Origin of the sequence: Sandaracinobacteroides saxicola (assembly GCF_014117445.1) — a bacterium.
Classification (GTDB): domain Bacteria; phylum Pseudomonadota; class Alphaproteobacteria; order Sphingomonadales; family Sphingomonadaceae; genus Sandaracinobacteroides_A; species Sandaracinobacteroides_A saxicola.
This window is the reverse complement of record NZ_CP059851.1, coordinates 650,491-674,611: the sequence shown is the minus strand read 5'-3', so window position 1 is coordinate 674,611 and position 24,121 is coordinate 650,491. Positions and strand designations below refer to the sequence as shown.

The window sequence follows — 24,121 nt, the reverse complement described above, 5'->3', positions numbered from 1 at the left end:
GCTACTGCGCCGGCGCCCGGCACGCCCCCGTCCGCCGATATTCGCTCTTGCGCGCGAACGGCAGCGCGCCGGCAATCCCCTGCGCATCCACCACATAGACGCCGGCAGCGTCGCGCCGCAGGTCAGTGCGGCCGGAGCGTTTGCCGTTGCAGCGATAGCTGACCGCCGCCTTGGTCGCCTCGTCACCCAGCACCGTCCATTCGCACTTCGCCGCCGGCGGATCACCATCGAACAGCAGCTGCACCGGCCGGTCCAGGCACAGGCTGCGCGCGCCCCAATCCTGCCCGACCTCACGCGCCTCATAGGCGCCGGGCACGAAATCGCGCAGCAGCGCCAGGTCCTGCGCCGCCGCGGGCGCCGCCAGCACCATGCAAAAGAGGGCAATCCGACTCATCCCGTTCATGGGACCGACAAAGGGGCAGCGCGCCGGATGAATCAATCCCGGCATGCCGCAAAATCATGCCTACTGCCGTCGATTTGTCGCTTTCTTACAAAGCCAGCTCGAACCGCCGGGCGCAAAAGCCGCAATCCACCCCGATCAGGCCATCGTCGCCGCGCATCGCCAGCCGCTCCTCCTCGGGAAACCCCGCCAGCACCCCGCGGATATACGGCAGCGAGCAGCGGCAGCCCTTCACCACTGTCACCGGCGGTGTCACCCTCACCTCATCCTCGTTGAACAGCCGCCACAGCAGCGCGTCGAACGGCAGGCCGGCGTCCAGCAGTTCGTCCGCCGTCACCGTTCCCGCCAGCGCCGCCACATGCGCCCAGTCCGCCGGCACCCCCGGCACGTCGCCGCTCACACCCAGTCGCGGCGCGTCCACCTCGCCGCGCGGCAGATGCTGCAGCAGCAGCCCGGCCGCCCGCCAGCCATTGGCCCCCGGCGCCGCCGCCAGCCGCACCAGCGTCGGCAACTGCTCGCTGCCGTTGAAATAGGCTTCCGCCGCCTCCGCCAGCGTCGCCCCCTCCAGCGGCACGATGCCCTGATAGCGCTCGGCCGCCGCCGTCGCCTCCAGCGTGATCGCCAGATAGCCCTCGCCGAACAGGTCCGGCAGCGAAGCCCCCGTCGCCGCACCGGCGCCATGCTGCAGATAGCCGCGCACCTCGGCCATGGCCCCGACCGGCCGGTAATCCGCCACCAGCATGGAAACCGGCCCGCCCTGCGCCTGCGCCTGCACCGTCACCTGCCCCTCATCCTGCCGCAACAGGCTGCCCATCAGCGCTGTCAGCGCCAGCGCCTCGCCCAGCAGCGCCGAACAGGCGGCCGGATAGTCATGCGCCGCCAGGATCTCCGCCGAAACCCCGTCCAGCCGCACCAGCCGCCCCCTCGCCCCCCGACCGGGAATGGTGAACCCCAATATGGCGTCGCTCACAGCCGCCCCAACGCCCACAACAGGATGGCTTTCTGCGCATGCACGCGATTGGCCGCCTCCGCCCACACCCGGCTCTGCGGGCCGTCGATCACATCCCCCGTCACCTCCTCACCCCGGTGCGCCGGCAGGCAATGCAGGAAAACCGCATGCGGCAGGGCTTTCGCCATCAGCGCCGCGGTGACCTGATAGGGCGCCATCGCCGCCATCTTCGCCGCGCCACCGGCCTGCCCCATCGACACCCAGGTATCCGTCACCACCACATCGGCCCGACGCACCGCCGCCGCCGCATCGCGCGTCACATGCACCCCCCGCGAACCCGCCAGCAGGGCGGGATCGGGATCATGGCCTTCGGGCACCGCCAGCGCCAGCTCGAACCCCAGCAGGTCCGCCGCCTCGATCAGCGAGTGCGCCACATTGTTGCCGTCGCCCAGCCAGGCCCAGCGCAGCCCCGCCACGCTGCTGCGCAGCGATTCTTCCACGGTCATCACATCCGCCACGATCTGGCAGGGGTGGGACCAGTCGGTCAGCGCGTTGATCACCGGCACGCCCGCCTCCGCCGCCAAGGCCTGGACATCGGCATGACGGTTCGCGCGGATGGCGATGGCATCGACATAGCCGGACAGCGCCCGCGCCGTATCCCCCACCGTCTCGCCCCGGCCCAGCTGCATGTCACCGGCGGCAAGCGTGATGGTCGCGCCGCCCAGCTGCCGCATCGCGATGTCGAAACTCAGCCGCGTGCGGGTCGATGGCTTTTCGAACACCGCCGCCAGCACATGATCGGCAAGCGGCGCGTCGCCATCCACCCGCCCCTGCGGCCAGCCCGCCCGCGCGGCCTTGCGCGCATGCGCCGCATCCAGCAACGCCCGCAGTCCGGCGCAACCGACATCCGCCAGGTTCAGGAAATGCCGCGCCATCAGGCGGCCTTAGGAAGCTCGAACGCCGCCGCCGCCGCGGACAGCCGCTCCACGCACTCGCGGATATGGCTTTCGTCGATGTTCAGTGGTGGCAGCACGCGCACCACATTGTCGCCGGCGGCCACCAGCAGGATGCCATGGCTGCGCGCATGGTTCACGAAGGCCCGGCTGTCCGCCTTCAGCTTGATGCCCAGCATCAGCCCCATGCCCCGCACATGGTCGAACAGATGGTCGTGGTTCGGCATCATCTGCTCGATTGCCGCGCGCAGCCGCGCGCCGGTCTGCTTCACCTGCTCCAGGAAGGACGGCTCGGCCACGACATCCAGCACCGCCTGGCAGGCCGCCATCGCCAGCGGATTGCCACCATAGGTGCTGCCATGCGTGCCGATCACCATGCCGGCCGCCGCGCGCTCCGTCGCCAGGCAGGCGCCCACCGGAAAGCCGCCGCCGATGCCCTTGGCGATCGCCATCACATCGGGCGTGACACCATATTGCTCATGCGCGAACAGCGTCCCGGTCCGCGCCACGCCGCACTGCACCTCGTCGAACATCAGCAGCAGGCCATGCTTGTCCGCCAGCGCGCGCAGCCCGTGCAGGAATTCGCGGCTCGCCGGCCGGATGCCGCCCTCGCCCTGTACCGGCTCCACCAGGAAGCCGCCGATCGAGTCGTCGATCGCCGCTTCCGCCGCCGCCAGGTCATCGAACGGCAGCACGGTGAACCAGTCGGGCAGCGGCTCGAACCCCTTGCGCAGCTTTTCCTGGTCGGTCGCGGCGATCGTTGCCAGCGTGCGGCCATGGAAGGCGTTGCTGAAGGTCAGGATGCGATATTTGTGCGGATTGCCCGTGGCGTAGTGATAGGCCTTGCAGGTCTTGATCGCGCACTCCAGCGCCTCGGCGCCGGAATTGGTGAAGAACACCGTGTCGGCGAAGGTCAGCGACACCAGCCGCTCCGCCAGGGCCCGCTGCTGCGGGCTGCCGTACAGGTTCGACGTGTGCATCAGCGTCGCCGCCTGCTTCTGGATCGCGGCCGTCAGGTGCGGATGCCCGTGCCCCAGCAGGTTGACCGCGATGCCGCTGGCGAAATCCAGCCATTTGCGCCCCTGGGCATCGAACAGCCACGCCCCCTCGCCGCGCACCGGCTCCACCTCGCACCGGGGATAAACGGGCATGAGCGGGGTGATGGCCATCGGACGGTCTTTCCTTCAAAAAGCAAAAGGCGGCGCTGCGACACGCCGCCAGATGCCCGGGTCATACCGATTCGCAACCGCTATTTCCACCCCATGCTATGCGGCCTGGTACAGCGGCAGTTCCGCCCTGAGCGCCGCCACCACCGAGGGCCGCTGCCGCACCCGCTCCCGCCAGGCCGCCAGCACCGGCCAGTCGCGGATGTCCAGCTTCCCCGCCTCGAACCAGTTCAGGATCGCCAGCAGATAGGCGTCGGCGATGCTGAAGCGCTCCACCAGCCACTCGCGCGTCGCCAGATGCGCCAGCTTCGGCATCGCCGTCTCCCGCGCGAAATCCCGCGCGCCTTCCGGCGCCATCGGATGGAACAGCGGATAGAACAGCCCCTTGTGGATTTCCGTCGCCAGGAAATTCAGCCAAGCCTGCACTTCCACCCGCGCCGCCGTGCCCGCCGCGGGCACCAGGCCGGCCTCCGGCGCGGCGTCGGCGATCAGCTGCAACACCGCCGGGCCTTCGGTCACCACCCGGCCATCGGGCAGGCCGAGCGCCGGCACCTGCGCCTTGGGGTTGATCGCCAGATAATCCTCGCCCTCCGCCGTCCGGCGCTCCGCCAGCCTCACCTGCGTATAGTCCGCATCAATTCCCGCCTCGTTGAGCGCGATCCGCGCCGCCAGCGAGCAGGCCATGGGGGCAAAATACAACCGCATCGTCTCACTCCCTTGATATTGCCGTCGGCGATTTATATACCGACTCGCACAAAATATCGCCGTACCCGGAGGCCGGTCAAGTATTTTATGCGAAACGATACAAAAATGCCCCGCGGCCGCCCCCGCGCCTACGACCCTGCCGCCGCGCAGGCCGCGCTCGCCGCCGAATTCCGCCATCAGGGCTTTGCCGCCGCCTCGCTGGACGACCTGTCGCGCGCCACCGGTCTCGCCCGTCCCAGCCTCTACGCCGGCTTTGGCGACAAGCAGGCCATGTACCTGCGCAGCCTTGCCGACCTCGACCGCTTCGTCGCCAGCGCGCTGCCGCCGCTGCTGGAGCGGCAGGCCGATGTGGTCGACGCCGTCGCCGCCCTGTTCGACGCCGCCACCTGCCTCTATCTCACCGGCCGCGACGGTCCCGAAGGCTGCCTCGCGCTCTGCACCGCACCGGCCGAAGCCGCCACCGATCCCGCCATCCGCCACGCCCTTGCCAAGGTAATCGCCACCATCGATTCCCTGCTTGCCGACCGCCTGGCGCGCGCGGTGCAGGACGGACAGCTTGCCGCCGGAACCGATGTCGATGCCCTGGGCGCCGCGCTCGCCGCCATCCAGCACAGCCTCGCCGTCCGTGCCCGTGCCGGTGCCGACCGTGCCAGCCTCGACCGCCTCACCGGCGCCGCGCTCGACCTCCTCAGGCGCGCAGTTTCCAGCCCCGCCTGAGGAGCACGTAGCACAGCCCCCACAGCACCACATTCAACCCGCCGACATAGGCGAGGCCGACCCAGACATTCGCCTCCGCCACCCCGATGAAGCCGCTGCGGAAACCGTCGATCAAATAGAAAAAGGGGTTCGACAGGCTGATCCCCTGCACCACGCCGTGCAGCCGGTCGATGGCATAGAAGGTGCCCGACAGCAGCGTCAGCGGCTGCACCACGAAGTTCGTCACCGCCGCCGCATGGTCGAACTTGTCCGCCCAGATGCCCGTCAGCACCCCCAGCAGGCTCAGCAGGATGGCGCCCAGCGTGCCGAACAGCAGCACCCGCAACGGATCGGCGATGCTCACGCTCACCCCCGGCCACAGGATCATCGCGGCATAGACCGCCAGCCCCACCAGCCAGGCCCGCGTCACCGCACCGGCCACGAAACTCGCCAGCAGCTCGCCGGCCGACAGCGGCGGCATCAGCACGTCAACGATGCTGCCCTGGATCTTCGCGATCAACAGGCTGCTGCTGCTGTTGGCAAAGGCGTTCTGCACCATGCCCATGATGATCAGCCCCGGCGCCAGGAAACTGGCATAGGGCACCCCCAGCACCTCCTGCTTCACGCCCCCCAGCGCCAGCGTGAAAATGGCCAGGAACAGCAGCGTCGTGATCGCCGGCGCCCACACCGTTTGCAGCTGCACCTTGAAAAAGCGGCGCACCTCCTTCAGATAGAGTGTCTGCAACCCCACCCAGTTGATGCCCACGATCACCGGCTTGCCCGGTTCGGCGCGCCCCGACTCAGGAAAAACGGTTCGGCTGGGCGGGCTGGCGTTCATGGGTCGACTGCTTTAGGCGGTCGGCCCGACAAGACAAGAGAGACTGACATGGCCTGGACCGACGAGCGCATCGCGCAGCTGAAAAAACTGTGGGAAGAGGGCAAGTCCGCCAGCCAGATCGCCGAAATCCTGGCCGAGGGCATCAGCCGCAACGCCATCATCGGCAAGGCGCACCGCCTCGGCCTCGCCAGCCGCCCCTCGCCGCTGAAAGTCGCCGAGGCCGCGCCGGCCCCCGCCCCGGCCGCCGCCGTGGCCGCCCCCGCCGAACCCCGCCCGGCGCCGGCCGTCGTCGCGGCGCCCAAGCCGAAACCGGCCAAGCCCGCGCCCAAGGCCGCCCGCGTCACCCTGCTCGACCTCAATGACCGCATCTGCAAATGGCCCATCGGCCATCCTGACGAGGCCGACTTCCACTTCTGCGGCAAGCCGGTGAACCCCGGCTTCCCCTATTGCGGCGAACATTGCCTGGTCGCCTACCAGGCGCAGATGCCGCGCAAGGACCGCCCCATGGGCCAGCCCGGCCGCCCCATCGGCCCCAACCTGCCGCGTCCGCGATAACAGGCGCAAAAAACCACGTTCGCTGCAACGCAGCATACAACGACCCCGGCAACGCACCCCCCTCACAGGGCCTTTCCGCCGCCTGCACGCGGCGCAACAGGAAAGGATCATCATGCGTAGCCTTCTGGCAGCCCTCGCTGCCCTCGCCCTCACCAGCCCGGCGTTCGCGGTCAGCGACGCGACCGGCGACTTTCTCCCCACCCACGCCGGTATCAATGCCGCGGACCTCGACATCACCAGCACGGACATCATCAACCTCGACCTCGGGATCGTCTTCACCACCTTTCTGGCCGGCGATTTCGGCGCCACGCCCGGCGCGTCCTATGTCTTCGGTGTGGATCGCGGCGCCGGCACCGCCGGCCTGTTCTCCGGAACACCGCCGGTCGGACCCGGCGTGACCTTCGATGCCGTCGTCGTGGTGCGCGCCGACGGCAGCGTCACGGTGACCGCGTTCAACGACAGTGCGCCGCCCACGGTCACCACGCTTGCCGACGCCGTCTTCTCAGAGGCCAACGGCTTCGCAACCTTCGTCGACACCGCGCTGCTGCCCTCGCGCGGCCTCGCCGTCGCCGACTATCGCTTCAACATGTGGACCCGCAGCGGCGGCGGCAACACCGGCATCGCCGACCTCGCCAAGGGTGAAGGCACCTTTGGCTACACCGACATCACCGCCGGCGTCCCCGAACCCGCCACCTGGGCGCTGTTCATCGCCGGCTTCGGCCTCACCGGCGTCGCGCTCCGCCGCCGCCCGGCCCGTGCCGCGGGAGGTGTCCGATGATCCTCCACGGCTCCGTCACCGTCAGCAGCCCCCGCTTCGCCGCCCAGGCCGTCGCCGAACTCTTCGGCGGCAAGGCCATGCCCTTCCCCGAACTCGGCGAGCATGCCTGGGCAGCGCTTGCCGGCGACGATCATGGCACCGCGCTCTTCTTCCTCGAACGCGGGCGCGAATTCCACTATGTCCGCGGGGAAACCGTCGCCAACCGTCCCGGCCGCACGACACACGAGAGCGGGTTCCATCTCCTCATCGAAACGCCGCATCCCGAAGCGCGCGTGCTCGAGATCGCCCGGCGCTGGGGCTGCCACGCCCACCGCGCCACCCACGGCCCGCTCGACATCATCGAGTTCTGGATCGACGAATGCCTGTTGATCGAGGTCGCCACACCGGAACTGGCCGCGGCCTATCGCGCGCTCGCCACCAGTCCCGACCTCGAAGCAGCACTTCTCAGCAGCGTCGCTGCCTGATCAGCCCCCTTCCCGGATGCCGGCGCATCCGGGACCACGGCCTCAGGCCTCGATCAGCCGCTGCTCCGTCGCCAGCGCGCGCATCCGCTTCTGCAACTTCTCGAACGCCCGCACCTCGATCTGCCGCACCCGCTCGCGGCTGATGCCATATTCCTGGCTCAGATCCTCCAGCGTCTGTGGCTCTTCCACCAGCCGGCGCTGCGTCAGGATGTGCTTCTCCCGCTCGTTCAATGCGTCCATCGCATCGGCGAGCAGCCGGTGGCGGATGTCGCTCTCCTGCGCATCGGCCACGATCACGTCCTGTGTCGGGCCCTCGTCTGCCAGCCAATCCTGCCACTCGCCCTCGCCATCCTCGCGCAGGCTGGCGTTCAGGCTGGTATCCCCGCCCATCGCCATGCGGCGGTTCATCGAATCCACCTCGGCCTCGGTCACGCCCAGGTCGGTTGCGATCTTCAACCGGTCCTCCGGCCGCAGGTCGCCGTCCTCCAGCGCGTTCAGCTTGCCCTTCATCCGCCGCAGGTTGAAGAACAGCTTCTTCTGCGCCGCGGTGGTGCCCATCTTCACCAGGCTCCAGCTGCGCAGGATATATTCCTGGATGCTCGCCTTGATCCACCACATGGCATAGGTCGCCAGCCGGAAGCCCCGGTCCGGCTCAAACTTCTTCACGCCCTGCATCAGGCCGATGTTGCCCTCGCCGATCAGCTCGCTGACCGGCAGGCCATAGCCGCGATAGCCCATGGCGATTTTCGCCACCAGCCGCAGGTGACTCGTCACCAGCTTCGCCGCCGCCTTCGGGTCCTCATGCTCCTGCCAGCGCTTCGCCAGCATATATTCCTCCTGCGGCTGCAGGATCGGAAACTTCCGGATCTCGCTCAGATAGCGGTTCAGGCTGGCCTCGGCGCCAAGCGAGGGGATGGTGGCGGGAAGATTGGTTGCCATGGTTTTTCCTAAAGCGTCAGCCTGCTGACCAGTTCCTGAATATCCGCCGGCAGCGGGCTTTCGAAAGACAGTTTTTGTTTGTGCACCGGATGCTCGAACCCCAGCGTCTCGGCATGCAGCGCCTGCCGCGCGAAGCCCAGCTCACTCAGGATCGCCGCATGCTGCCCCAGCCGCCGGCCATAGGCCGGGTCACCCACCAGCGGATGGCCGATATGCGCCATGTGCACCCGCACCTGGTGCGTCCGCCCGGTCTCCAGCCGGCATTCCACCAGCGTCGCGACCTTCAGCGGCGTCAGGTTGCGGTAATGCGTCACCGCATGCTTCCCCGCCGGCGCCGCCACCACGGCCACCTTCTGCCGGTTGGCGGCACTGCGCGCCAGATGGGTCTCGATCCGCCCCGCCGGCGGCACCGGCGTCCCCGCCACCACCGCCAGATATCGCCGCACGATGCTGTGGCGCGCGAACTGTGCCGACAGGCCGACATGCGCCGGATCGGTCTTCGCCACCACCAGCAGCCCCGACGTGTCCTTGTCGATGCGGTGCACGATCCCCGGCCGCGCCACCCCGCCGATGCCCGACAGCCGCCCGGCGCAATGGTGCAGCAGGGCGTTCACCAGCGTGCCGTCCAGGTTGCCGGCCGCCGGATGCACCACCAGCCCCGCCGGCTTGTCCACCACCAGCAGATGCTCATCCTCGAAAATGATGGTCAGCGATATGTCCTGCGCCACCGCTTCCGCCGCCACCGGCACCGGCACGGTTATGCGGAGCGCCTCGCCACCCTTCACCTTCATCGCCGGGTCGCGCAGCAGCCGCTCTCCCGCCGCCACCTGCCCGCTGCTGACCAGCGCCTTCAGCCGCTCCCGGCTCAGCGTCGGCAAGGCCAGCGCCAGCGCCCGGTCGAGCCGCAGCCCCCGCGCCTCCGCGCCCAGCGTCACGCTTTCCACTGTCGCGGCCCCCGTCATCAGACCCGCCATGTATGCCGCCCCGCCGCCCGTTCAAGCGGTTGGCGTCCGGCGCCCGCTTCGCTAAGAGCGCGTCATGGCAAGCGGCGAGGTGCTCTGGTTCGACGAAGAACGCGGTTTCGGCTTCATCCGCCCCCATCTCGGCCCGCGTGACGTCTTCGTCCACATCAGCACGCTCGGCGAAACCGGGCTCACCACCCTCGTGCCCGGCGCCCGCGTCGATTTCGAGCTGACGCAGACCGGCGATGGCCGCCTGACCGCCTTCGGCATCCGCCTTGCCGAGCGGCCGCGGAAACGCCGCGCTTGACCACCCTGTTCGACATCCCCTGGCATTTTCCCGCCGGCCTGCTCATCGGCTTCGCCGCCGCCGCCCCGCTCGGCCCCGTCAACCTCATCGTGCTGCGCCGCGCGCTCAGCGGCGGCAGCCGCCCCGCGCTGGGCATCGGCCTGGGGGCGGCGCTGGGCGACGCGCTGTTCGCCACGGTGGCCGCCTTCGGTCTCGGCGCGCTCGCCAGCCTGATGGACGCGCATGTCGTCCCGCTGCGGTTCATCGGCGGCACCGCCATGCTGCTGTTCGCCGTGCTGCTGTGGCGCACCCACCCGCATCTCGACGCGCCGGACGCCAAACCCATCCCCGCCCGCCGCGTCGCGCTCGCCGTCCTGGCCATGACCATCACCAACCCGGCGACCCTCCTGTTCTTCGCCAGCGCCGTCGCCGCGGTCGGCGTCGAGAATCTCGGCCACGCCAGTTTCGCCGCCCGGCTGAACAGCGGGCTTCTCGTCGCCGGTGCCTTCGCCGGCTCGATGCTCTGGTGGGGCGTCGTGTGCCTGATCGCGCGGCAGTTGCGCGGCCGCCTCACCGATCACCACCTGCTCCTCATCAACCATGCCGCCGCCGCGCTGCTGGCGCTGTTCGGCCTCGCCGCGCTGGGGTCAGCCATGCAGGCGGCGGGGTGGATTTGACCGCGCCGCCCCCCTAAGAACCGCCAATGGCCATCTGGGCGCTCATCCTCGGCACCGCCGCCGGCCTGGCACTGGGTGGCCCGCTCGGCGCGCTCGCCGGCGCCGCCATCGGCGGCGGCATCGACCGCGCCATCGCGGTGCGGCGTCAGGATCCGCAGCGCGCGCAGGTCGCCTTCACCATCGCCGCCATCGCGCTCGCGGCAAAGATGGCCCGCGCCGACGGCTTCGTCAGCGCCAACGAATTCGCCAGCTTCCAGCGCCTGTTCCATGTGCCGGAGGCCGAACGCGCCAATGCCGAACGCTTCTACCGCACCGCGCAACAATCGGTCGCGGGCTATGAAAGCTACGCCCGCCAGGCCGCCGAACTGCTCGGCCCCGCCTCCCCCGTGCTCGAGGACCTGCTCGAGGCGCTGCTGCTCATCGCCACCGTCGACGGCGTCCATCCCGACGAGATTATCTTCCTCGATGCCGTCGCCGTCATCTTCGGCTTCTCGCCGCGCGACTGGGCCCGCATCAAGGCGCGCCACATCGCCTCCGCCCCCGACGACCCCTGGGTGATCCTCGGCATCCCCGCCGGCAGCGACGACGCCACCATCCGCGCCGCCTGGCGCGCCCTTGTCAAGCAACATCACCCCGACCGCCACATCGCCGAGGGCACCCCGCCCGAGTTCATCCGCGTCGCCGAAGCCCGCATGGCCGCGATCAACGCCGCCTATGCCGCCCTCACCAAGGTCCCGGCATGAAGCCACGCCACCTCGCGCTGATGCTGTTCATCAACATCATCTGGGCCCTGAACACCGTCGCGCTCAAGGAATCGGTCACCGCCGTCCCGCCGCTGCTGGCGGTCGGCCTGCGCTTCCTGATGGTCGTTCCCATCTGCCTGCCCTGGATGCGCTGGGTGCCCGGCCGCATGCCGCTGCTGATCGGCACAGGCCTTGTCGCCGGCGCCGGCAGCTTCGGCATCGGCGCCATCGGCTTCCACCTTGCCGACAATGTCTCCGCCATCGCCATCGCCGGGCAATTGGGCGTGCCCTTCAGCCTCATCCTCGCCATCCTGGTCTTTGGGGAGCGCATCCGCTGGAAACGCACGCTCGGCATCCTCCTTGCCTTCCTCGGTGTCGCCGTCCTCGCCTTCGACCCGCACATCGTGGATGAGCGCTGGGCGCTGTTCTTCGCCATCCTCGGCAGCCTGCTGTGGGCCATCGGCAACCTCGGCTACCGCAAGCTCACCGGCGTCCATGTCCTCAACCTCTACGGCTGGGTGGCGCTGGTCAGCGTGCCGCCGCTGTTCCTCGCCAGCCTTGCCTTCGAACCCGGCGCCGTCGCCGGCCTCGGCGGCATCACGCTGGCCTCGATCGGCTGGATCACCTACTCCGCGCTGTTCGCCTCGCTGATCGGCCATGTCGGCATGGCCTGGCTGCTGCAACGCTACCCGGTCAGCACCATCACCCCGCTCACGCTCCCCACCCCGCTGCTCAGCGTCATCCTCGCCCTGTTCGTCTATCCCACGCCGATCACCCTCCAGCTCGTCGCCGGCGGCTTGCTCACCCTCGTCGGCGTCGCCATCATCGCGCTCCGCACGGCACAGAAAAGGGAGGACGCGGCATGAGCTGGTTCGACGGCATCACCGAAGCCCCCAGTCCCAATTTCGACACGCGCGCGCTGCCGGTCAGCATGATCGTCCTGCATTACACCGGCATGGTCAGCGGCGCGCTGGAACGGCTGCGCGACCCCGACGCCCGCGTCAGCAGCCACTATCTGGTGGAGGAGGATGGCCGCGTCTTCCGCCTGGTGAACGAGGCCGACCGCGCCTGGCACGCCGGCAAGAGCCGCTGGCACGACATCACCGACATCAACAGCGCCAGCGTCGGCATCGAGATCGCCAACCCCGGCCACGAACATGGCTACCGCCCCTTCCCGCGCGTGCAGATGGCCCGCGTCGTCCGCCTGGTGCAGGCGATCAGCGCCCGCCACCGCATCGACCGCGCCATGGTCGTCGGCCACTCCGACATCGCCCCCACGCGCAAGGACGACCCCGGCGAATTGTTCGACTGGCCGCTGCTCGCCCGCCACCGCCTCGCGCTGGCCCGCCCGGACCGTCTGCTTGTCGACCCGCTCTGGCCCGACGCCGCCTTCTATCTCAGCCTCGAACGCTTCGGCTATGACGTGACCGACCCGGTCGCCGCCACCCGCGCCTTCCAGCGCCGCTTCCGCCCCGCCTTCTTCGATGGCGCCGTGGACGGCGAAACCCGCGCCATCCTCTTCACCCTCCTCGCCGAGGAAGCCTCCCGGTTAAACGCCAACAGTTGAAAATCTGGCCATCTTCCTCCATAAGAGATGGCCATCCAAAGGAATCCAAAATGGCCAGCCTTAGCGTCGCCCAAGCCAAGGACCAACTCCCCGCCATGCTCCGCCGCGTCGAGGCCGGCGAAATCATCACCATCACCCGCAACGGCAAACCCGTCGCCACCGTCACCCCCATCGACGAGGCTGCCGAAAAACAGGCTCGTCGCAAAGCGCTGAACGACCGTATCCGCGCCTTCGCGCAAACCCTGCCGCCGCAGTCCGATTCGGTGGCGATGATCCGCGGCATGCGTGGCCATGACGACGGCCTCCCCTGGGAATGATCTTCTTCGATTCGAGCGCGCTGGTCGCGCATTTCGCCGCTGAACCAGATGCCTCATGGGTATATCACCAAATCCTCGCTGCGCCCGCGATCGCGGCGAACGAGCTGGTTCGCGGCGAATGCTCGTCGGCCATTCTCTGCAAGGCACGCACGCGAGCGATCGAAGCCGAAACCGTTCTGGCGCTGCTCGAACAACTCGACGCCTGGTTCGCCGACGCCGACGACATCCCCGCCATCACCCCCACCGACCTCACCACCGCCACCACCCTCTGCCGCCACCCCGACCTGGCGCTCCGCATGCCGGACGCGATTCACCTCGCCCAGTGCCAACGCCTCGCCGCCACCCTTCTCACCCGCGACACCGCCATGGCCCGCGCCGCCACCACGCTGGGCATTGCCGCCACCACACCCTGAGGACCGCGCTTGACGCCCCGCCCCACGCCGCCAATAACGCCGGCAAACAGCGGGAACCCCAGCATGCCCATCGACAAATCCCATCTCCCCTCCCGCCACGTCAGCGTCGGCCCCGCCAAGGCCCCGCACCGCAGCTATTATTACGCCATGGGCCTCACCGAGGAGGAAATCGCCCGCCCCTTCGTCGGCGTCGTCAGCGCCGGCAACGATTCAGCCCCCTGCAACACCACGCTGGACGCCCAGGCCGAAATCGCCCGCTCTGCAGTCAACGCCGCCGGTGGCATGGGCCGCCGCTTCAACACCATCACCGTCACCGATGGCATCGCCATGGGCCACCAGGGCATGAAATCCTCATTGGTCAGCCGCGAAGTCATCGCCGACTCGATCGAGCTCAGCGTCCGCGGTCACTGCTACGACGCGCTCGTCGGCTTCGCCGGCTGCGACAAGTCCCTCCCCGGCATGATGATGGCCATGCTCCGCCTCAACGTCCCCTCGATCTTCGTCTATGGCGGCTCCATCCTCCCCGGCGTCTTCAACGGCCAGGACGTGACGGTGAAGGACATGTTCGAGGCCGTCGGCCGCCACGCCGCCGGCACCTGCCCGCTCAGCGAACTGACCGCGATGGAAAAGGTCGCCTGCCCCGGCCACGGTGCCTGCGGCGGCCAATATACCGCCAACACCATGGCCTGCGTCGCCGAGGCGATCGGCCTGTCGCTCCCCAACAGCAACATGGCCCCCGCCCCCTATGCCAGCCGCGCCGATATCGCCACCGATGCCGGCCGCACCATCATGGCATTGCTCGAATCGAACCTCCGCCCCCGCGCCATCTGCACCCGCCAGGCGTTCGAAAATGCCGCCCGCGTCGTCGCCGCCACCGGCGGCAGCACCAACGCCGCCCTCCACCTCCCCGCCATGGCGAGCGAGGCCGGCATCGACTTCGACCTGTTCGACGTCGCCGACATCTTCAAATCCACCCCCTACATCGCCGACCTGCAACCCGGCGGGCGCTATGTCGCGCGGGACATGCACGATGCCGGCGGCGTTTACATGGTGATGAAAACCCTGATGGACGGCGGCTTCCTCCACGGGGACTGCCTCACCGTCAACGGCCGCACCCTCGCCGAAAACATCGACCGCATCAGCTGGAACCCCGACCAGAAGGTGATCTACCCGGTCAGCAGCCCCATCACCCCCACCGGCGGCGTCGTCGGCCTCAAAGGCTCGCTCGCCCCGGACGGCGCCATCGTCAAGGTCGCCGGCCTCGCCATGCTCAGCTTCGAAGGCCCTGCGCGCGTTTTCGATTGCGAGGAAGACTGTTTCGCCGCCGTCGAAGCCCGCCGGATCACCCCCGGCGACGTCATCATCATCCGTTACGAGGGGCCCAAGGGCGGCCCCGGTATGCGCGAAATGCTCGCCACCACCGCGGCGCTCTATGGCCAGGGCATGGGGGACCAGGTCGCCCTCATCACCGATGGGCGTTTCTCCGGCGCCACCCGCGGCTTCTGCATCGGGCACGTCGGCCCGGAGGCGGCAGACGGCGGCCCCATCGCGCTGGTTCAGGATGGCGACCGCATCAGCATCGATGCCGTGCGCGGCAGCATCGACCTGCATGTCGACGACGCCACCCTCGCCGCCCGCCGCGCCGCCTGGCAACCCCGCGCCCACGATTACCAGTCCGGCGCGCTCTGGCGCTACAGCCGCACCGTCGGCCCGGCCCGCAGCGGCGCGCTCACGCACCCCGGTGGCAAAACGGAAACCCACCAGTTCGCGGACATCTGACAGCCCGCCTGCCGCCAGGCATCACGCATCCAAAATGTCGGAAATCCTTACATTTCCAGCCGGCCCGATACTCGATCTTTGTCGCCAAGTCGTTGATCGCAAACAAGTGGCAGCAAGAATGCCGCTTGGCACCTTATTTGCATCGCCATGGGCGCAGCCAGCGATGGCCCGCAACCAACAGGAGAGCATCATGAAAACCCTATTCGTCGCCGCCGCCCTTGCCCTCGCGGCCCCGGCCGCTGCGGTCACAACGGTCACCTTCGACACTCAGTCGCAAAACTATTATGCCAGTGGCACGGGCTTTACCGATAGCGGCTACACCTTCACGTCAAATCAGGATGCCTATAATTATCTCTGGGACGGCAGCTCGCCGAACAGCAATGGCACGATCAACCTGATCTCTTCGGGCTTCTTCGGCAACAACGCGGGCTGGACCATTACCAAGGCCGGCGGCGGCTCGTTCAAGCTGATCAGCTTCGACATTGCCATCTCCTGGTATTCCTCCGCCACGGCCGCCTCGATGACCGCCGGTGGCGCGACGGTGAACTACACCCCCACGCTCACCACCTATGTCGTCAACCAGACCGGCAGCAGCGTCACGCTCAGCAATGGCCTGTCGGACGGCTACTGGAGCGCCGACAATTTCGTCTTCGGCGCCGTGCCCGAAGCCTCGACCTGGGCCATGCTGATCAGCGGCTTCGGCCTCGTCGGCGCCGGCCTGCGCCGCCGTCGCGCCCTCGCCGCCTGAGCGCAAGGACAGCGAAAAAATGGGGCCGTCCGGCAACGGGCGGCCCTTTTTCATGCCGTCGCCCGATTGCCACAAGGCGTTAACCATGTAAGTCGCCCATCTTGACAGCGGACAACAATCTACGCCGTCGGCAATGCTGAAAACACAGGGTAATTTGCATTCATGCAGGTGGCACGATAATTGCTTTACTCTCGGCGAAGAGTTTTGCTTCCAGGAGTTCGGACATGAAAGTCACCTCGATCATCGCTGCCACCGCGGTCGCCGCGGTCGCCCTGCCCGCCAGCGCCGCCATCAACTGGGCCAGCTGGAACAGCGCATCGGTCGCAGGCGCCACCGGCACCATCGGCGCCGTCACTGTCGCCATCGACGGCCCGCTGCACAACGCGCAGATCAACAACGTCGGCACCAACTATTGGCTCAACGGCGGCTCGCCCTGGGCCGCCTATGACGGCGTCTCCAACGTCCCCGGCAATGTCGATTTCATCGCTCCCAATGGCGACGGCGTCACCCACACCATCACCTTCTCGTCGGCCGTCACCAACCCCTACATCGCGGTGATCAGCCTCGGCCGAACCAACGTCCCCACGCAATGGACCTTCGGCGCGCCGGTTTCCATCGTCGACCAGGGTCAGGGCTTTTTCGGCAACGGCGTCTTCACGCTCAGCGGCAACAGCGTCACCGCCGGCGAAGCCCATGGCATCCTGCGCCTGACCGGCACCTTCACCAGCGTCACGCTGCGCACGGACACCACGGAATTCTGGTCGGGCCTCACCATCGGCACCGCCGTTCCGGAACCCGCTACCTGGGCCATGATGATCCTCGGCTTCGGCCTCGTCGGCGCCTCGCTCCGCCGCCGCACCACCGTCACCGCCTGAGCGCAGGACAGAAAAAGGGGCCGTCCGGCAACGGGCGGCCCCTTTTTCGTGCTGCGGCGCGTCGCGGAATGACATGCGGCCATCATTGCCAGTTGCAGGAAAAGACTTGCAAAACGCAGCGTGCTGTGATAACCACAATGGTTATTGAGCGCTTTTAACCTGGCGCCACCAAGCGCCATGACCAGGTTGTTTCTGCTTCCTGTAGATTATAGCGCTCAACACCGGTCCCGAACTCTCCGAAATCGCTAAGCCCTTGATTCAGGCTGTCACTTTTTGCGAAAAACCTTCCAGATTTCCTATCCGCAACAAACCAACAGCCCCCGTCACCCCGGGCTCGACCCGGGGCCCGGGGCCCATTCGACACTCCGCTCACACTATCGGCTCCAGCGCCAAAGCCCCTCCCCCGCCTGCGGGGGAGGTGTCAGGCAAAGCCTGACGGAGGGGGCCAGCGCGTCCGCACCAACCCCGAACCACCGCCCCTGCGCGGCCAAGCCGCGCGAACTCGGGCAGCGGTCGAGGCGGAGCGAGCGAAAGAAGAAAAGGAAGAAAGAACAAAAAAAGCGTGGCCAAGCCACGCTGTCGGACGTGTCGGTTGGCCACCGGCCAACCGCACGCCGGCCAGGCCTGCGGCGAGTCTGAAAATAGCGCTGCGCGCTATTTTCAGCCGCCTTCGGCCTAGATCGCCAAAAACCCGCCATCCACCGGATAGGCCGTCCCCGTGCAGAATTCCGCCTCGTCACTCGCCAGGAACAGCACGATGTTCGCCACCTCCTGGTTCGTCCCATATCGCTTCAGCGCGTTCATCGTCGCGAACATCGCATGCGCCGCCTCGGGCGAGTCCGGCGCCACCTGCCGCTCCACCGACGCCATCATCGCATTGTCGATGGGCGCCGGGCACACCGCATTCACCCGCACCTTCGCCGGCCCGAACTCCAGCGCCGCCACCTTGGTCAGCCCCACCATCGCATGCTTCGATGCCGCATAGGCCGCCAGCCCCGGAAAGCCGATCAACCCCGCCACCGAGGACGTCAGGACGATCGAGCCGCCCCCCGCCTCCGCCATCAGCGGCGCCGCATGCTTGATCGCCAGCCACGGCCCGCGCACATTCACCGCCTGCACATGGTCCCATTCCGCCACCGTCAGCGCGGACAGCGGCTTCACCGCCCCCTCGTCGCCGGCATTGGCGAACAGCACGTCGATCCGCCCGAACCGTGCCCGCGCCGCCGCCACATAGCCCTCGACATCCGCCTCCTCCGCCACCCGCCCCACAAAGGTCGCGTGCTCACCCGGCAACCGCGCCGCCAGTGCCTCCAGCCGTCCGGCATCCCTGCCCACCAGCAACAGCTTGGCTCCCTCCCGCGCAAACGTCTCCGCCGTCGCGCTGCCGATCCCCCCCGTCGCCCCGGTGATGATCGCGCTTTTCCCCGCCAACCGCCCGCTCATGCCGCCTCTCCCTCTCGCCAACCGCGCAATGTCGCGCTCCATGGATCCTCGATCACCTCACCCGCCACCACGCCGGCGAACACCTCGCCCGTGCTGCCGTCCACGCTGATCACCTCGCCCGGCGCGAACAACCGCCCGCCCATCCGCACGCCCTCGCCGGTCAGCCCCACGCCCGTCGCCCCCACCACCGCCGGCAGGCCCCATTCCCGCGCCACCAGTGCCGCATGGCTCATCGGGCCGCCCAGCGTCGTCAAAATCCCCGCCGAAACCCCCATGCCATGCACATCCTCCGGGCTCGTCTCCGCCCGCACCAGGATCACCGCCTCGCCGCCCTCCGCCAGCTCGATCGCCGCGTCACAGCTCATCGCGATCCGCCCGCTCGCCAGGCCCGGAGAGGCCGCCAGACCCACCGCCAGCGGCGCCACCCCCGCCGCCCGTGTCAGCCGCGGCCGCGCCTCCGCCGGCACCCGCGCCAGCGCCTCCGCCCGGGCCAACCCGATCTCCGCGTCCTCCGTCAGTTCCACGGCGATCCGCGCCGCCGCCGCCGCGCTCCGCTTGCCCGTCCGCGCCTGCAACACCCACAGCTTCCCGCTCTCGATGGTGAACTCCACATCCACCAGGTCGCGATAATGCACCTCCAGCATCCGGATCGCCGCCAGCAATTCCGCCGCCACCGCCGGCAGCCGCTCGCTGAGCGCCGCAAGCGGCAGCGTCGCCCGGCTGCCGTTTACCACCTCCTCCCCCTGCGCCTCGAACAGCACATCACCGCGAGGCCCCAGCGCCCCCGTCGTCGGGCAGCGGCTGAACGCCACCCCGGTGGCAGAACGCGCATCCCGGTTGCCGAACACCATGGCCTGCACCGTCACCGCCGTGCCGCCACCATCCCCCAGCCCGGCATGCGCGCGATAGGCCCGCGCCCGCTCGCTGTGCCACGACGCCTGCACCGCGTGAATCGCCGCCGCCAGCGCCCGCCGCGGCTCCGCCAGCACCGCCGCCTCCACATCCCCCATGCCCGACACGAACCGCGCCCAGGCCGCCCGTTCGAACGCCCCACCCGCCGCCACCATGGCCGGAGTCAGCCCCAGGTTCAGCACCGTGTCCATCATCCCCGGCATCGACTGCACCGCCCCCGACCGCACGCTCAGCAGCAGCGGCGCGGCCGCGTCCGCCAGCCCCCTGCCGACCGCCGCCTCCAGCCGCGCCAGCGCCGCATCCACCTCGGCCGCCGCCGGCTGGGCGCCGATGCCGATGGTAAACCCCGGCGGCACCGGCAGCCCCAGCCGCGTCATCGCCCACAGGCTCGCGCCCTTGCCACCCACCAGCCTCGTCGCCGTCTCCCTGTCGGCATGCGGATGGTCGAAGCCGTAGATCACAGGATGCGCACCGTCCCCGCGCCGCCGTCCACCTCGATCATCGCCCCCTCGGGGATCAGCGCCGTCGCCCCCGTCACGCTCACCGCGCACGGCACCCCCAGCTCGCGCGCCACGATCACCGCATGGCTGACGGTCGCCCCCACATTCACCACCACCGCGCCCGCCGCCGCCATCAGCGGAGTCCAGGCCGGGTCGGTATGCGGCGCCACCAGGATATCCCCCGGCTCCATGTCGCCCGGCTCCGCCGGATCATGCACGATCCGCGCCACGCCCCGCGCCACGCCGGCACAGCCCGGCACCCCCTGCAACAGCGCTCCAGACGCTGCCTTGCCCTCGGCAGCACCACCGCCCCGCACCCGGAACGAGTCCAGCGGCGGCACCACACCATCCACGATGAACGGCGGCTCCCGCGCCGCCAGCCGCGCCTCCTCCGCCCCCCGCGCCGCGACAGTCGCCGCCACGCCCGACGCATCCGCCAGCGCCGCCCGCCACTCATCCAGCGTCAGCAACCCGAACTGGTCCGCCCGCTCGAACAGCCCCCGCGCCACGAACCGCGCCCCCAGCTCCCACATCGCCATCCGCATTTCGTGGATCAGCATCGCCGCGCTGGTCTTGGTCCGCTCCCTTGCAGCGAAAAACCGCCCCGCCGCCGCCACCGCCGCCCGGAACTGTCCCAGCGTCGCCTCGTCGCCCGCCAACAGCGCTTCCACATCGGCAACCGCCGCCGCCTTCGCCACCTGCCGCCGCTCTGCACGCGCCGCCGGCGATTCATCATCCCCCGCCCCGCGCATCCGCTCGATCGCCGCCAGCGGAGTCGCCCGGTCGATCTCCCAGGCGCGGCTGCGCATTTCCCACTCCATCGGCCCGCGAAAGCCGAACGCGCGCAGAAAGCCATCGAACGCTTCCGCGAAATCCGGCGCGTGGCGCCGCAGCCGAGCCTCCAACCCGTCCGCCCCGGCATCGAACAGCGCCCCCAGAACCGGCGATGCCTTCACCTGCCGCGACAATGCCCACAGCGCATGCGCCGGCCGTGCCGAATCCACCAGCGCATCACTGGTCAATATGTCCGCCGCCAGCTCCCCCCGGCCGACCGCGGCGCACACCCCGGCGATCACGCCGGCCGGGATCATGCTGTGATAGGTCGCCTCGATATGCCGCACCCACAGCTTGCGGAACATCGCCGCGCACAGCGCCTCCACATGCGCCAGCAGCGCCGCATCGTCCGCCGTGCCCAGGTCGGGCCGCGCCGCCCGCCAGCCCTCCACCTCGGCGCGCATCGCATCCAGGTCGGGCAGCGACTCCACGCTGAACAGCCACCCCAGCATCGCGCCCAGCCGCTCGCTGTGCACGGCCGACACGTCCGTTGCCGCCTCCACATAGGCCGGGACATCCGGCTGCCCGCCAAAGAAGCTGGCGTCGATCGCCTCCGCCGACATCCCGGGCGTCCGCGTGCCAAAGATCCGGCTCGCCGAGACATTCAGATAGCAATAGCCACCGAACACACCGAGCACCTCCATCCGGTCCGGCGTGAACTCAGTGAGGTCGAACGCCCCCAGATTGGCGAACGCCTCCCGCCAGCCCGGCTCGGCATGGCGGATGCCCCACAGCGTCCAGCTCAGCGGCTGCACCACCTCGGGAAACACCTCGCCCACATTGGCCCGGGTATAGATCGGGTAGCGCGGCGACGGCGCATTATCCACGATCCAACGGCCGGCGGCGGCACTTTCCGCGGTCACGGTCGCCACCGCCCGCGCGCCATCATAATGCTCCGCCAAATCCGCCTCCCCGACTTCGCCCGCGCTTTTCGCTTGCGCGAATAAATGACATCCGTATCATCTTTTGCCAAGCATCATCGTGCACGAGGGTGATCGTGGAAACAGCCCGCCAAATCCCGCAGGAGGCGCCCGCCACACGCAAGGGCGCCGCCATGCGTGAACGCCTGCTGGCGGCCGCGGCGGAATGTTTCGCCAACTATGGCTTCGAACGCACCCGCGTTGCCGACATCGTCGCGCTGGCCCACACCAGCCACGGCAACTTCTACCGCCACTTCGCGGACAAATCGGCGATCCTGCTCGCCGTCCTCGAAGGGCTGTATCGGGAGATTTCGGCCCGCACCAGCCGCGAACCCGGCGCCGGGCGCGTGCCGACCGAGGCCGACCTCATCCGCCGCAACATCGCCTTCTTCCACCTCTACGCCGACCACCGCCACCTGCTGCGTGTCGCGCGGGAGGCAGCGGCCGCGGGCGACGCCGGCGGCTTCCTCGACTTCTGGTTGCAGATCCGCGGCATCTTCGCGGAACGCAACACCGCCTGGCTCACCCGGCTCCGCGCCGACGGCCTGATCGATGCCGGCATCGATCCCGCGCTCACCGCCGAAGCCCTCGGCTCGATGGGCGAACAGCTCGCCTATGTCCAGGTCGGGCTCGCCCGCGTCCGCCCCCGTCCCGAGCAGCTGGACGACCTGGGCCGGGTCTGCGGCCGCATCTGGTATCGCACCCTGTTCGCAAAGGCGCCCGACTGATGGCCACCGCCGCGCTTGCCCATCCGCCGATCGACCTGCTCGACACCTCGGTCTTCGCGCGGCGCCAGGAAGCCGCGCTGTTCCGGCGCCTGCGCGACCGGGCGCCGCCGTTCTGGAACCCGGAGCCGGGCGGCCAGGGCTTCTGGAACCTCACCCGCCACGCCGATGTCGTCACCGCCGCGCGGGACAACCGCCGGCTGGGGTCGGGCCGCGGCACCCAGATCAAGGACAAGCGCGCCGAGGGCCATGGCCACCCCAGCGTCCACAACGCCGACCAGCCGATCCACGGCCCGCTGCGCGCCCCCGGCCTCGACGCCTTCAGACGCGCCGCCATGGCCCGCCACGGCGACCGCATCGCCACCATCGTCGACCGGCTGATCGATGCCGCCCCCGTCAACCGCCCCTTCGATTTCGTCGAAACGATCGCCTTGCAACTGCCGATGATCGTCATCGCCGAGGTGCTGGGCGTGCCCGACGCCGACGCGCCGCAGTTGACCCGCTGGGCCAACGCCATGAGCGACGTGCACGCCACCGACACCGAGCAGGCCGAAGCCCGCGCCGCCCTGTTCCGCTATTTCCGTACGCTGGCCGACGGCAAGCGGCTCTCCCCCGCCGACGATGTGGCAAGCGCGCTGGCCGGCCATTTCGACGGCCCCCACCGCGACGAGATCCTCGACGCCTATTTCATGCTGCTGACCGTCGCCGGCAACGAAACCACGCGCTTCCTGCTGGCGGAAGGCCTGGAGGCGCTGGTCGAAACACCCGGCGCGCTCGACAGATTGCGCGCCGACCCGACCCTGGTGGGGTCATGCGTGGAGGAAATGTGCCGCTTCGTCTCCCCGGTGCTCCAGATGCGCCGCACCGCGATGGAGGACATGACGCTCTGCGATCAGCCGATCCGCGCCGGCGACAAGGTCGTGCTCTGGTTCAACAGCGCCAACCGCGACGAGCGCGTCTTCGCCGACCCGGACATCTTCGACCCCGGCCGCCACCCCAATCCGCATGTCGGCTTCGGCGCCGGCGCGCATTTCTGCATCGGCGCCCACCTCGCCCGCCTGGAAACCCGGCTGTTCCTGGAAAGCTTCCTGCGCCGCATCGCCCGGGTCGCCATCGTCGAACCCGCCACCCGCAACCCCAGCAACTGGTTCGCCGCCACCCACCGCCTGATGGTGGAATGGGCATGAGCCGCATCCTCGTCACCGGCGCCATGAGCGGCATCGGCGCCGCCCTCACCGCGCAACTGCGCAGCGACGGCCACACCGTCCTCACGCTGGACCGCACCCCCGGCGCCGACATCGTCGCCGACCTGTCGGACATCGCCGCCATTGACTCCGCCGCGGCCCGAATCGAAGGGCCGCTCACCGGCATCGCCCATGTCGCCGGCGTCCCCGGCACCGCGCCCCCGGCGGTCATCCTCGCCGTCAACACCGTCGCCCCGGCGCGGCTCAACCACCTGCTTGAACCAAAACTGGCGGACGGCGCCGCCATCGTCATCGTCGCCAGCGTCACCGGCCACCGCTGCCTCTGGCCCGAACCGCAGGTGCGCGCCCTGATCGAGGGCGGCGCGCAAGCCGCCAACGCCATCGCCGCCACCGTGGACGGTGTGGAGGCCTATCAGATCTCGAAACGCGGCGCCCTCGTCTGGGCGTCGATGGCCGCCGCCGCGCTCCACCCGCGCGGCATCCGCGTCAACGCCGTCTCCCCCGGCCCGGTCGAGACCCCCATCCTCAGGGATTTCGAGGCGAGCATCGGCAAGGACCGGCTCGACGCCGCCGCCGCCCTCACCGGGCGCCATGGCCGCCCGGACGAGATCGCCGAAGCGGTGCGCTGGCTGCTGTCGCGCGCCAGCCGCTGGGTCAACGGCATCGAGCTGAAGGTCGACGGCGGCTACCACGCGCTGCGGAGCGCCTGACATGCCTCTCCTCTCCGCCAGCTTTGCCCAACAAAGTGACGCTGATATCAGTTTCGCATGGT

The 24,121-nt window shown here is 69.1% G+C and carries 28 protein-coding genes; 17 read left to right on the top strand and 11 right to left on the bottom strand.

What is annotated here, in order from left to right; all coding sequences use genetic code 11:
- Position 1 precedes the first annotated feature (1 nt).
- The 5 genes from H3309_RS03340 to H3309_RS03320 form a co-directional block, all read right to left on the bottom strand.
- Positions 2-370 carry a hypothetical protein gene (locus H3309_RS03340; RefSeq protein WP_182297370.1) on the bottom strand — a complete coding sequence of 123 codons (369 nt, stop codon included), beginning with the start codon at positions 368-370 and terminating at the stop codon, positions 2-4.
- A 118-nt stretch (positions 371-488) separates the two neighbouring features.
- The gene (gene hslO / locus H3309_RS03335; protein ID WP_243453825.1) at positions 489-1,370 is read right to left on the bottom strand and encodes an Hsp33 family molecular chaperone HslO; all 882 of its coding nucleotides are present in this window, start codon (positions 1,368-1,370) and stop codon (positions 489-491) included.
- Positions 1,367-2,284, bottom strand: coding sequence for an ornithine carbamoyltransferase (gene argF, locus H3309_RS03330; protein ID WP_182297368.1), 918 nt, complete (start codon positions 2,282-2,284; stop codon positions 1,367-1,369). Before argF ends, hslO begins: the two co-directional genes overlap by 4 nt.
- Positions 2,284-3,471, bottom strand: coding sequence for an aspartate aminotransferase family protein (locus tag H3309_RS03325; RefSeq protein WP_182297367.1), 1,188 nt, complete (start codon positions 3,469-3,471; stop codon positions 2,284-2,286). The genes argF and H3309_RS03325 overlap by 1 nt, the downstream gene beginning before the upstream one ends.
- 96 nt (positions 3,472-3,567) lie before the next feature.
- Positions 3,568-4,173: a glutathione binding-like protein gene (locus H3309_RS03320; RefSeq protein WP_182297366.1), complete on the bottom strand. Its 606-nt coding sequence runs from the start codon at positions 4,171-4,173 to the stop codon at positions 3,568-3,570.
- 105 nt (positions 4,174-4,278) lie between these two features.
- Between H3309_RS03320 and H3309_RS03315 the strand changes: the two genes are divergently transcribed.
- Positions 4,279-4,890: a TetR/AcrR family transcriptional regulator gene (locus H3309_RS03315; protein ID WP_182297365.1), complete on the top strand. Its 612-nt coding sequence runs from the start codon at positions 4,279-4,281 to the stop codon at positions 4,888-4,890.
- Here H3309_RS03315 and H3309_RS03310 read toward each other — a convergent pair.
- Positions 4,862-5,707 carry an ABC transporter permease gene (locus H3309_RS03310; protein WP_182297364.1) on the bottom strand — a complete coding sequence of 282 codons (846 nt, stop codon included), beginning with the start codon at positions 5,705-5,707 and terminating at the stop codon, positions 4,862-4,864. The two genes, H3309_RS03315 and H3309_RS03310, sit on opposite strands and share 29 nt — an antisense overlap.
- A gap of 48 nt (positions 5,708-5,755) precedes the next feature.
- Between H3309_RS03310 and H3309_RS03305 the strand changes: the two genes are divergently transcribed.
- From H3309_RS03305 to H3309_RS03295, 3 genes are all read left to right on the top strand, one after another.
- Positions 5,756-6,262, top strand: coding sequence for a GcrA family cell cycle regulator (locus H3309_RS03305; protein ID WP_182297363.1), 507 nt, complete (start codon positions 5,756-5,758; stop codon positions 6,260-6,262).
- 112 nt (positions 6,263-6,374) lie between these two features.
- A complete protein-coding gene (locus H3309_RS17110; protein ID WP_243453824.1) occupies positions 6,375-7,040 on the top strand; it encodes a PEPxxWA-CTERM sorting domain-containing protein in 666 nt (221 codons plus the stop codon).
- Positions 7,037-7,504, top strand: coding sequence for a hypothetical protein (locus tag H3309_RS03295; protein ID WP_182297362.1), 468 nt, complete (start codon positions 7,037-7,039; stop codon positions 7,502-7,504). Before H3309_RS17110 ends, H3309_RS03295 begins: the two co-directional genes overlap by 4 nt.
- Positions 7,505-7,546: 42 nt before the next feature.
- Here H3309_RS03295 and rpoH read toward each other — a convergent pair whose 3' ends face one another.
- Positions 7,547-8,443, bottom strand: coding sequence for an RNA polymerase sigma factor RpoH (gene rpoH, locus H3309_RS03290; protein WP_182297361.1), 897 nt, complete (start codon positions 8,441-8,443; stop codon positions 7,547-7,549).
- An 8-nt stretch (positions 8,444-8,451) separates the two neighbouring features.
- Positions 8,452-9,405 (bottom strand): RluA family pseudouridine synthase, encoded by a 954-nt coding sequence (locus H3309_RS03285; RefSeq protein ID WP_243453823.1) that lies wholly within the window; start codon positions 9,403-9,405, stop codon positions 8,452-8,454.
- A gap of 76 nt (positions 9,406-9,481) precedes the next feature.
- Here H3309_RS03285 and H3309_RS03280 point away from each other — a divergent pair, with 76 nt between their 5' ends.
- The 10 genes from H3309_RS03280 (at position 9,482) to H3309_RS03235 (ending at position 16,810) form a co-directional block, all read left to right on the top strand.
- Positions 9,482-9,712: a cold-shock protein gene (locus H3309_RS03280; RefSeq protein WP_182297359.1), complete on the top strand. Its 231-nt coding sequence runs from the start codon at positions 9,482-9,484 to the stop codon at positions 9,710-9,712.
- On the top strand, positions 9,709-10,368 hold the full coding sequence (locus H3309_RS03275; RefSeq protein ID WP_182297358.1) for a LysE family translocator: 660 nt from the start codon (positions 9,709-9,711) through the stop codon (positions 10,366-10,368). The genes H3309_RS03280 and H3309_RS03275 overlap by 4 nt, the downstream gene beginning before the upstream one ends.
- Before the next feature lie 26 nt (positions 10,369-10,394).
- Positions 10,395-11,111, top strand: a complete 717-nt coding sequence (locus H3309_RS03270; RefSeq protein ID WP_182297357.1) for a J domain-containing protein — start codon at positions 10,395-10,397, stop codon at positions 11,109-11,111.
- Positions 11,108-11,977 carry a DMT family transporter gene (locus H3309_RS03265; RefSeq protein ID WP_182297356.1) on the top strand — a complete coding sequence of 290 codons (870 nt, stop codon included), beginning with the start codon at positions 11,108-11,110 and terminating at the stop codon, positions 11,975-11,977. Before H3309_RS03270 ends, H3309_RS03265 begins: the two co-directional genes overlap by 4 nt.
- A complete protein-coding gene (locus H3309_RS03260; protein WP_182297355.1) occupies positions 11,974-12,678 on the top strand; it encodes an N-acetylmuramoyl-L-alanine amidase in 705 nt (234 codons plus the stop codon). Before H3309_RS03265 ends, H3309_RS03260 begins: the two co-directional genes overlap by 4 nt.
- Before the next feature lie 50 nt (positions 12,679-12,728).
- Positions 12,729-12,995 carry a type II toxin-antitoxin system Phd/YefM family antitoxin gene (locus H3309_RS03255; RefSeq protein WP_182297354.1) on the top strand — a complete coding sequence of 89 codons (267 nt, stop codon included), beginning with the start codon at positions 12,729-12,731 and terminating at the stop codon, positions 12,993-12,995.
- The gene (locus tag H3309_RS03250) at positions 12,992-13,408 is read left to right on the top strand and encodes a type II toxin-antitoxin system VapC family toxin (protein WP_182297353.1); all 417 of its coding nucleotides are present in this window, start codon (positions 12,992-12,994) and stop codon (positions 13,406-13,408) included. Before H3309_RS03255 ends, H3309_RS03250 begins: the two co-directional genes overlap by 4 nt.
- Before the next feature lie 63 nt (positions 13,409-13,471).
- Entirely contained in the window at positions 13,472-15,187 is a 1,716-nt protein-coding gene (gene ilvD / locus H3309_RS03245) for a dihydroxy-acid dehydratase (RefSeq protein ID WP_182297352.1), read from the top strand.
- Between the two features lie 190 nt (positions 15,188-15,377).
- On the top strand, positions 15,378-15,935 hold the full coding sequence (locus H3309_RS03240) for a PEPxxWA-CTERM sorting domain-containing protein (RefSeq protein ID WP_182297351.1): 558 nt from the start codon (positions 15,378-15,380) through the stop codon (positions 15,933-15,935).
- 224 nt (positions 15,936-16,159) lie between these two features.
- Complete coding sequence (locus H3309_RS03235) at positions 16,160-16,810, top strand: PEPxxWA-CTERM sorting domain-containing protein (protein ID WP_182297350.1); 651 nt, start codon at positions 16,160-16,162, stop codon at positions 16,808-16,810.
- A gap of 675 nt (positions 16,811-17,485) precedes the next feature.
- Here the strand turns inward: H3309_RS03235 and H3309_RS03230 are convergent.
- Genes H3309_RS03230 through H3309_RS17535 form a run of 3 tightly spaced genes read right to left on the bottom strand, consistent with a single transcriptional unit; the run spans position 17,486 to position 21,401 of the window.
- A complete protein-coding gene (locus H3309_RS03230) occupies positions 17,486-18,253 on the bottom strand; it encodes an SDR family NAD(P)-dependent oxidoreductase (protein WP_182297349.1) in 768 nt (255 codons plus the stop codon).
- Positions 18,250-19,626 carry a PEP/pyruvate-binding domain-containing protein gene (locus H3309_RS03225; RefSeq protein ID WP_182297348.1) on the bottom strand — a complete coding sequence of 459 codons (1,377 nt, stop codon included), beginning with the start codon at positions 19,624-19,626 and terminating at the stop codon, positions 18,250-18,252. The genes H3309_RS03230 and H3309_RS03225 overlap by 4 nt, the downstream gene beginning before the upstream one ends.
- Positions 19,623-21,401, bottom strand: a complete 1,779-nt coding sequence (locus H3309_RS17535; protein ID WP_182297347.1) for a PEP-utilizing enzyme — start codon at positions 21,399-21,401, stop codon at positions 19,623-19,625. Before H3309_RS17535 ends, H3309_RS03225 begins: the two co-directional genes overlap by 4 nt.
- Positions 21,402-21,553: 152 nt before the next feature.
- On the opposite strand from H3309_RS17535, the gene H3309_RS03215 reads away from it, so the two are divergent.
- Genes H3309_RS03215 through H3309_RS03205 form a run of 3 tightly spaced genes read left to right on the top strand, consistent with a single transcriptional unit; the run spans position 21,554 to position 24,059 of the window.
- Positions 21,554-22,147: a TetR/AcrR family transcriptional regulator gene (locus tag H3309_RS03215; protein ID WP_182297346.1), complete on the top strand. Its 594-nt coding sequence runs from the start codon at positions 21,554-21,556 to the stop codon at positions 22,145-22,147.
- Positions 22,147-23,331, top strand: coding sequence for a cytochrome P450 (locus H3309_RS03210; protein ID WP_182297345.1), 1,185 nt, complete (start codon positions 22,147-22,149; stop codon positions 23,329-23,331). Before H3309_RS03215 ends, H3309_RS03210 begins: the two co-directional genes overlap by 1 nt.
- The gene (locus H3309_RS03205; protein ID WP_182297344.1) at positions 23,328-24,059 is read left to right on the top strand and encodes an SDR family oxidoreductase; all 732 of its coding nucleotides are present in this window, start codon (positions 23,328-23,330) and stop codon (positions 24,057-24,059) included. Before H3309_RS03210 ends, H3309_RS03205 begins: the two co-directional genes overlap by 4 nt.
- Positions 24,060-24,121 lie beyond the last annotated feature (62 nt).